This window comes from Streptococcus australis (genome assembly GCF_019930045.1).
Lineage (GTDB): Bacteria > Bacillota > Bacilli > Lactobacillales > Streptococcaceae > Streptococcus > Streptococcus australis_D.
Window position 1 is genome coordinate 1 of the sequence record NZ_JAHZQQ010000064.1, and the last position, 8,585, is coordinate 8,585.

At 43.2% G+C, this 8,585-nt stretch carries 4 protein-coding genes and 1 pseudogene; 2 read left to right on the top strand and 3 right to left on the bottom strand.

Going from position 1 to position 8,585, the window contains the following annotated elements; translation table 11 throughout:
- Positions 1–85 precede the first annotated feature (85 nt).
- Positions 86–271, top strand: a pseudogene (locus K1J10_RS09485) (UTRA domain-containing protein); the annotation flags it as partial.
- A gap of 265 nt (positions 272–536) precedes the next feature.
- Positions 537–5,393 (top strand): glycosyl hydrolase family 95 catalytic domain-containing protein, encoded by a 4,857-nt coding sequence (locus tag K1J10_RS09490; RefSeq protein ID WP_223357085.1) that lies wholly within the window; start codon positions 537–539, stop codon positions 5,391–5,393.
- A gap of 54 nt (positions 5,394–5,447) precedes the next feature.
- On the opposite strand, the gene K1J10_RS09495 is transcribed toward K1J10_RS09490, so the two are convergent.
- The 3 genes from K1J10_RS09495 to K1J10_RS09505 are packed head-to-tail and all read right to left on the bottom strand — an operon-like array spanning position 5,448 to position 8,143.
- Positions 5,448–6,251 carry an ABC transporter ATP-binding protein gene (locus tag K1J10_RS09495; RefSeq protein ID WP_048689747.1) on the bottom strand — a complete coding sequence of 268 codons (804 nt, stop codon included), beginning with the start codon at positions 6,249–6,251 and terminating at the stop codon, positions 5,448–5,450.
- Between the two features lie 13 nt (positions 6,252–6,264).
- Positions 6,265–7,158 carry an ABC transporter permease gene (locus tag K1J10_RS09500; RefSeq protein ID WP_223357087.1) on the bottom strand — a complete coding sequence of 298 codons (894 nt, stop codon included), beginning with the start codon at positions 7,156–7,158 and terminating at the stop codon, positions 6,265–6,267.
- Between the two features lie 10 nt (positions 7,159–7,168).
- Entirely contained in the window at positions 7,169–8,143 is a 975-nt protein-coding gene (locus tag K1J10_RS09505; RefSeq protein ID WP_223357089.1) for an ABC transporter substrate-binding protein, read from the bottom strand.
- Positions 8,144–8,585: the final 442 nt, after the last annotated feature.

Below are 8,585 nucleotides of genomic sequence, written 5' to 3' on the forward strand. Positions count from 1 at the left end.
TTAGCTTACAGAACTGCTTGTGAAGCTCTAGAGGATGAGTTCAAGTAAATGTTGCACTTATTCTTGCAATTTATCAATATCTTAAGAAATCTTGATCTCACCAATCGATAATCGCGATAAAATCTTACTGGATCTTGGAAAAGACCAACACGTTGTATCGGTCCGCTCCCAAGTTTACTTAGCAGACGGTCGGCAATTCCAGTTTACCGAAAGCTGTCATAAATTAGACAAGTTTCATTTTGTCGACTATGCAAAAAGAAATCAAAAATAGAGTACTCCGCTGACAGTTGAGAATGGACTCTACCGTTTTTTTACGATATCCGAAAATGAAAACTATTTTCAGCCCAAAACAATAGCTCATTCATCTCTTATTTCTCTACTATTTCAAGAAATAACACTCTCAAATTTGCATCTTACCTAAAAGCTATTGACATTTTCCTGTTTCCCTATTAAATTGGATATGATAGAAATAAAATATGAAGGGACTGTCTTTAATTAAAAATGTAAGCGGTCTCAAAAAACTAGAGGAGAGTTCTATGGACCAAAGATTTTTGGAAAAATCCTGTCGTTATAGTATCCGCAAACTAACAGTCGGTACGGCTTCTGTTTTACTAGGAGCCATTTTTCTCGGCTCACACCAGGTAGGTGCTGATAGTATTGTTGGAAGTCAAAACGAAAGCAACCACCTTGAAGCTGCCCCAGCCATAGAGAGTCCGACTGACGGAACTGGAGGATCCAAGCCAGAAAATCCACCTATTGCTCCTATTTCTGAAGAAAGAAACTCAACTCCTGATAGAACTGTTGAAAGTAGTCATACAGACGGTTCGACTAGTTCGATTGAGCCGAATAAAGATAAGGAAACTATGAAAGTTGAGACTCCCGTGGCCAAACAAACTGATTATCAATTGACCTACAATCAACCAGCTGCTCCTTCCTATGATGGCTGGGAAAAACAAGCCCTACCAGTCGGAAATGGAGAAATGGGGGCAAAAGTTTTTGGGCTCATCGGTGAAGAAAGAATCCAATACAATGAAAAAACTCTCTGGTCTGGTGGACCGCAACCGGATAGCACCGATTACAATGGGGGGAACTATCAAGACCGCTATAAGGTCTTAGCAGAAATCCGTAAGGCCCTTGAAGCTGGAGACCGCCAAAAAGCGAAACAGTTAGCTGAAGAAAATCTAGTGGGACCAAACAATGCTCAGTATGGTCGTTATTTATCTTTTGGTGATATCTTTATGGTCTTTAACAACCAAAAGAAAGGCTTGGAAAATGTTACCGACTATCATCGTGACTTAGATATTACCCAAGCTATCACGACTACTTCTTATAGCCAAGATGGAACCACTTTTAAACGCGAAACCTTCTCTAGCTATCCTGACGATGTTACTGTAACCCATTTAAGTAAAAAAGGTGATAAGACCCTCGATTTTACCCTTTGGAATAGCTTAACAGAAGATTTACTTGCTAATGGCGATTACTCTTGGGAATATTCGAATTATAAACAAGGGGCGGTTACGACTGATTCGAATGGTATTTTACTTAAGGGAACTGTCAAAGACAATGGTCTACAATTTGCCTCTTATCTTGGAATCAAGACAGACGGACAAGTCACTGCCCAAGATGGCTATTTGACTGTCACTGGAGCTAGCTATGCGACCCTTTTACTCAGTGCCAAGACCAACTTTGCTCAAAATCCAAAAACCAATTATCGCAAGGATATTGACGTAGAAAATACTGTTAAATCTATCGTTGAAGCTGCCAAGGCCAAAGATTATGAAACTCTAAAACATGACCACATCGAGGACTATCAAAGTCTCTTCAACCGTGTTCAACTAAATCTTGGCGGTAGCAAGTCTACTCAAACGACAAAAGAAGCTCTCCAAACCTATAATCCGGAAAAAGGACAAGAACTAGAGGAACTCTTCTTCCAATACGGACGTTACCTCCTCATCAGTTCGTCTCGTGACCGTACTGATGCCCTTCCTGCTAACTTGCAAGGAGTCTGGAATGCTGTAGACAATCCACCTTGGAACGCTGATTACCACCTCAACGTTAACCTTCAGATGAACTACTGGCCTGCCTATATGAGCAATCTCGCAGAAACGGCTAAGCCAATGGTCAATTATATCGATGACCTGCGCTACTATGGCCGTATCGCTGCTAAAGAGTATGCCGGTATCGAGTCCAAAGAAGGCCAAGAAAATGGTTGGCTGGTCCACACCCAAGCTACACCGTTTGGCTGGACCACTCCAGGTTGGGACTATTATTGGGGTTGGTCTCCGGCTGCCAATGCCTGGATGATGCAGAATGTCTATGACTACTACAAATTCACCAAGGATGAGAACTATCTCAAAGAAAAGATTTATCCAATGCTTAAGGAAACTGCTAAGTTCTGGAACTCCTTCCTGCACTACGACCAGGCAAGTGACCGTTGGGTGTCTTCTCCATCTTACTCGCCAGAGCATGGAACCATCACAATTGGGAATACCTTTGACCAATCCCTAGTTTGGCAACTCTTCCACGACTATATGGAAGCAGCCAATCATCTAAATGTCGACCAAGACTTAGTTACCGAAGTGAAGACTAAATTTGACAAGCTCAAACCACTTCATATCAACCAAGAGGGCCGAATCAAGGAATGGTACGAAGAAGACAGTCCTCAATTCACTAATGAAGGAATTGAAAACCATCACCGTCACGTTTCCCATCTAGTTGGGCTCTTCCCAGGAACTCAATTTAGCAAGGATCAGCCGGAATACCTGGAGGCTGCACGCGCAACCTTAAACCATCGTGGAGATGGGGGGACTGGTTGGTCCAAGGCCAATAAAATCAACCTCTGGGCTCGTCTACTTGATGGAAATCGTGCCCATCGTTTGTTGGCTGAACAGCTTAAATCTTCAACTCTAGAAAACCTCTGGGATACACACGCGCCTTTCCAAATCGATGGGAACTTTGGTGCCACTAGCGGGATGGTAGAAATGCTCCTTCAATCTCACACAGGCTACATTGCTCCATTACCAGCTCTTCCGGATGCCTGGAAAGATGGGCAAATTTCAGGTCTAGTCGCTCGTGGCAACTTCGAAGTCAGCATGAAATGGAAAGAAAAAAATCTTGAGTCATTAGCTTTTCTTTCCCATGCTGGGGGAGATTTAGTGGTCGATTATCCAGACATCGAATCTAGTATTGTCAAGATTAACGGGAAAGAAATCAAACCAACTCTTCTGAAGGGCAATCGGATTCAGATTGCCACTCAAAAAGGGGATCAGATTACCTTTGAGAAGTTGCCAGAGCAGGTTACTCGCCTATCTGCTGTGAGAAAAGATGCTGTAACAGCTGAACTCGATTTCAATCCGGTTACAGATGCGACCCACTATGTCATCCGTCGAGAAAGCAAAGATGAAAGCAATGACGCTTCTTCTGTCAAGGAATTCCTAACTAATGTCACTCATTTCATCGACTGCTCCATTGATTCTCTTCACAGCTATAGCTATACTGTTAGAGCCATGATTGGGGAGCGCTCAAGGCAAGCATCAGAAGCTGCGTCAATCCAGCCAGTTGTCGAATTGATGGACGACAGAGATCCTCGTGTTCAATACGGTCCTGCCTTCCATAACTGGGAGGATGCTGACCTATTTGCGGGAACTGAAAAATATGCTGACCTAACTGTCGATAGCTATTCTGACAACGATGCCACTGCTAGGATTACTTTTAATGGGCGAGGAATTGAAATCTATGGCCTCAAATCATCTGAATTAGGCCTAGCGGAAGTTCAAATCGATGGCAAGAAAGTAGGAGACCTGGATTTCCACACATCGGGAGAGACGGAAAAAAGTGCTCTAATCGGTCGGTTTACAGGACTTCCTGATGGAGAGCACCTTCTGACTCTAACCGTGAAGAAGGAGCATTTGAACCGAGGGAATGAACGCTCAAAAATTTCCATAGATTACTTTAAAATCTATCCAGGTCAAGGGGCGACTGTTGAAAAGATGGATGACAGAGATTCTCGTATCCACTATGGCTCCTTGTTCAAGGACTGGAGCGAATCAGGCTTATATCAAACGACAGAAAAATACGCGACTCTCCAAAACGTGGATCCATCTCAGTATTCAGAGGCCAAAGCAACCATTCCTTTCACTGGTACAGGTATTCGTATTTACGGCTTAAAATCTTCTGACTATGGAAAAGCCTTAGTCACCATAGATGGAAAAGAAATGCCAAGTTTGGACTTCTACTCAAGTGCTGACTATGAAAAGAATGTGTTGATTGGCGAGTATACAAACTTAAGCAATGGAGATCATATCCTTACCCTGACAGTGGATCCTAACTCTCCTGATGATAGAAAAATGATTTCTCTGGATTCATTTGACATCCTGAAGCCGTCAACAGTATCCCTAGATACTCCAAGCCTGGCCCCAATAAAAGCAGGCGATCAGACGATTACCCTCACACTTCCGTCTGGGGAGTGGGATGCTATTGCCCTTCATTTCCCTGGGGAAAAAGATCCTGTTTTCCTCAAGAAAACCGATGATTCCCACGTCACCCTATCAGATGGAAATCGAGTGTTAGCGATTAAGGACCAGCAAGTTGAATTGCCGATCCCAGAAACTGCTCATCAAAAACAAACTCAGATCATCTCAGCCTATGCCATCCGAGGAAAGACCATCACTAGTCCAGCCGTCTCTCTCTTACCTGCTATTGTGACAAATTTGGGAGACCAAGAACCTCCTGTAGTGACCCTTCCTGAGTACACAGAACCAATCGGCACTGCTGGACAGGAGGCAGCTAACCACTCTCTACCTGAATATGTCCTTCGAGTACTGAAAGACCAAGCAAGCCAGGTAGAGGTCATTAGTGGAGAAAATGAGATTGGTAGTGACAGTCATTTAGAGATTCAAAAGGTCCTTGACCAAGGACTCTTTGGCAAAACCTACGATGCTTTCAACCTTCAACTCAAGGATAAAGAAGGGAATCCAGTTCCAGTCAAAGGAAGTGTATTGGTTCGAATTCCACTATCAAAAGAAGTGAAGCAAGTCTATGTCTTGACTCCTAATCAAGAACTCCAACCATTAGCATTTACACTACGAGAGGGCATGATTGAATTCATGGCACAAGAGTTAGGAACCTATGCCATTGTCTACCAGTCAGACTCCAGTGAACAAGTGGAGCCGACTCTATCAGAAAGAAGGGAGCCATACAAGCCAAATTCAGAGAACACTAGTCCAAGGAAGGCCGGTGATACTTTGATGAGTGTTCCCAACTCTAAACAAGACCAGGCTTCACAAGGACAACTTCCAAAAACGAATGCTGAACTCAGTTCATACCTCCTCTTCTTAGCAGGACTCAGCCTTGTTCTCGCAGCTAGCTTACTAGGGAAAAAGGAACAGCTTTAGCTTGATGTGGCAGACGAGATCAATAAAAAGGATGGAATCTCCATCCTTTTTCGTTTATCCTAAAACCAATTCGTCACTCACCAAGGTTTCACCACTATTCTGATGGAAAAGGCGCATCAAGTCTTCAACCGTCAGGTTCTTCTTTTCTTCCCCTTTAACGTCGACCACGATTTTGCCTTGGTAGAGCATGATCAAACGATTGCCATATGCGATGGCATGGTTCATATCATGCGTAATCATTAAGGTTGTCAAATCATGGCTTTCCACGATTTTTTGCGTCAATTCCATGACCATTTCACTGGTCTTGGGATCAAGCGCTGCGGTATGTTCATCCAGTAGCAAGAGTTTTGGTTTGACCAAGGCAGCCATGACCAAGGTCAAAGCTTGCCGTTGTCCCCCTGATAAGTATTGCGTGTCCACTTTGAGGCGATTTTCCAAGCCAATATTGAGTTCCTTCAAGGCTGCTTTAAATTCCTCGCGTTCTTTTTCTTTGACCCCCCAACTGAGTCCCCGTTTTGCTCCACGTTTTTTAGCAATGGCCATATTTTCTTCAATGGTCAAGCGGGAAGCCGTCCCCATCTTAGGATCCTGGAAAACACGCGCAATATCCTTGGCACGCTTCCGCACACTAGTCTGCTTAATGGATTTTCCTTCTAAAAGGATATCTCCTTGGTCCACTTGCAGGCCACCTGCCAGAATATTCATCAAGGTCGATTTACCGGCTCCATTTCCTCCGATGACAGAAATGAAATCTCCTTCTTCTACTGTCAGATCCAAGCCTTTGAGAACATGGTTTTCATTGACCGTACCTGCTTCGAATGTCTTATGGATATCTTCAATTTTTAACAATGTTGCCATTTATCTTCTCCTTCTAGTTGCTGGTTAATTTCAATCCACGAATCTTGAGACGTTTCTGGGCTTCTGGGGCGAACAAGACCAAGGCCAAGAGAATAGCGTTAAACAAACGGACCAAGTTTTGGTCTAGGTTTGGAATTTCGTAGATATTGAGGATAATGAGGCGGTAGACAATTGCCCCCACTCCAATCGAAAGCAAGCGTCCTCCAATGGTCAAATCATGGAACAAGACTTCTGCTAAAATAACAGCACTGAGTCCTACGACGATGGTCCCTGTACCAGAAGTCACGTCTGAAAAGCCATCTGTCTGAGCGAAGAGAGCCCCACACAATGCCACCAAGCCATTGGAAATCATGTAACCGAAAATCTTCATGGTGTCCACATTCACCCCATTGGCTTCACTCATCGGGATATTGTCACCAGTCGAACGAAGAACCAAACCAATCTGGGTTTTCATCAAGAGGGTCAAAATCAGACAGACCAATAACAAACAAGCAATACTAACAGCAAAGACCGCCTCCTCATTGGACAAACCCAATCCCATCACAGACTTGAAAATGGTACTAGAATCTCCAATGGATAAATTAGGGACACCCCCCATGATCTTAATATTGATCGAATAGAGACCCGTCAGAGTCACAATCCCTGTTAAGAGCGCTGGGATCTTCATCTTGGTATGAAGAAGACCAGAGACCAATCCAGCTAGCATCCCTGCTAAAATCGAGAAGAGGGTCGCTAGCCAAGGGTTTTGCCCTGCTTGGATTTGGGACGCAACGACTGCAGCCCCAAGTGGGAAAGCCCCTTCTGCTGTCATATCCGCTATATCTAAAATGCGGAAAGTTAAGAAAATACCAATGGCCATAATCGACCACAATAAACCTTCAGATAAACTTGATAATACTAAATCCATCATCCATCTCCTATTTCTTTTCGTTCATACCAGAGAGATCAATTCCTAATTTCTTAGCCATCTCTTTGTTAACATACAATTCTAGATTCTTAGGGGCCTCCACTGCCAGTTCGGCTGCCTTTTCCCCTTTCAGGATACGAATCGCCATCCGGGCAGATTGACGACCTAACTCAGTGTAGTCTGTCCCATAGGTATAGAGCCCTCCTACTTGGGCCATTTCAATCGAACCTCCAATAACTGGAACCTTATGTTTCAAAGACACTTGTTTAATGGTTTCCATTGTAGAAGAAATGATGTTGTCTGTTGGAATAAAGACTAAATCCACCTCTGACATCAAACTGTCCGCTGCCGCTTTCACATTATTACTGTCTAAAATGGTCTTCTCTACGACACGGTAGCCTTTGGCCTCAAGGACCTTCTTAGCTTCATCTTTTTGAACGACTGAGTTGGGCTCGCTTTGCGTATAGAGGATCCCGACTGTCTTAGCTGTTGGCAAAACCTTTTGAATCAGGTCGACTTGCGTAGCAATGGCATCTGAAGATTGGTCACTCGTTCCTGTCACATTGCCACCAGGCTGATCCAAGTTCTTGACCAGCTTAGCAGCCAGAGGGTCTGTCACTGCAGAAAAGACTACAGGGGTCCTTTTGCTCGTATTGGCGATACTTTGTGCTGATGGAGTCGCAATGGCAAATACAAGATCACTTTCCTGTGACAATTGATTTGAAATATTTTTCAAATTTCGCTGCTCCCCTTGGGCATTTTGATAATCAATTTCAATCTCTTCTCCATCTACATAACCTTGTTTGGCTAACTCTTCCACAAAGCCTTTTCGAGTCGCATCAAGAGACTTATGGGTAATATACTGGGAAATCCCAATCTTGATCTTTTGATGCTTAGAGGTCTTCAAGTGGTGGAGGGTCAAGAGGGAGGTCATCAGTAGACCAACTACCAGAACCGGGGCAATTAACTTCTTTACAACTTTCATGAAACATGTCTCCTTCTCTAAAACATTCAAACAGAATACAAAAAACCGTTTAGATGATTCTAAACGGTTGGTATATTCCTCACAAACTTAAAAGTATGCCAGCATTGCCGTCCATTTAGATATCATCTATATGGACCACAATCAAAAATCTTAGCCACATAGATACAAACAAATTGCTCGTTTCGTTTGCATCCATGAGTTCATGTCTACAAACACTATCTAAAGTAGCTAAAGTAAAAGTTTTGATTCAACAATGTGGAGTTCGTGTTTTTCATAAGATTCTGCTTTCGTTTTTTTATGTTGACTATCTTACCGAAAATTTTTCAAGCTGTCAAGCCTAAATTCAGAATTTTTTTAATTATCTTATTTTGCCCTGTTGTAAAATGAAGTGCAACACAAAAGACACGTTCATCTGATATACTAGAATTGCGAAAAACAGCAT

Coding starts and splice junctions, on each gene's coding strand:
- K1J10_RS09490 (WP_223357085.1), top strand. CDS start 537: ATGGACCAAAGATTTTTGGAAAAATCCTGTCGTTATAGTATCCGCAAA.
- K1J10_RS09495 (WP_048689747.1), bottom strand. CDS start 6,251: ATGGCAACATTGTTAAAAATTGAAGATATCCATAAGACATTCGAAGCA.
- K1J10_RS09500 (WP_223357087.1), bottom strand. CDS start 7,158: ATGGATTTAGTATTATCAAGTTTATCTGAAGGTTTATTGTGGTCGATT.
- K1J10_RS09505 (WP_223357089.1), bottom strand. CDS start 8,143: ATGAAAGTTGTAAAGAAGTTAATTGCCCCGGTTCTGGTAGTTGGTCTA.